The organism is Escherichia sp. KCJ4928 (assembly GCF_004352695.1).
Classification (GTDB): domain Bacteria; phylum Pseudomonadota; class Gammaproteobacteria; order Enterobacterales; family Enterobacteriaceae; genus ECMA0423.
Genome location: NZ_SJWV01000742.1, coordinates 1 through 264 on the forward strand (window position 1 = coordinate 1; position 264 = coordinate 264).

Annotated in this window: 1 protein-coding gene; it reads left to right on the forward strand. The window is 58.0% G+C overall.

Going from position 1 to position 264, the window contains the following annotated elements; all coding sequences use genetic code 11:
• On the forward strand, positions 1–264 hold a 264-nt coding region (locus E0D98_RS26545), incomplete at both ends, for an RHS repeat-associated core domain-containing protein (RefSeq protein ID WP_131891646.1).

The following is a 264-nucleotide window of genomic DNA, read 5'->3' on the forward strand; positions in this document are numbered from 1 at the left end:
GCGACCATCGCGGCCTGCCGCTGGCGCTCATCAGCACGGAAGGGGCAACAGCGTGGTGCGCAGAATATGATGAATGGGGCAACCTGCTGAATGAAGAGAACCCGCATCAGCTGCAGCAGCTTATCCGCCTGCCGGGGCAGCAGTATGATGAGGAGTCCGGCCTGTATTACAACCGCCACCGCTATTATGACCCGCTGCAGGGGCGGTATATCACTCAGGATCCGATTGGGCTGAAGGGGGGATGGAATTTTTATCAGTATCCGT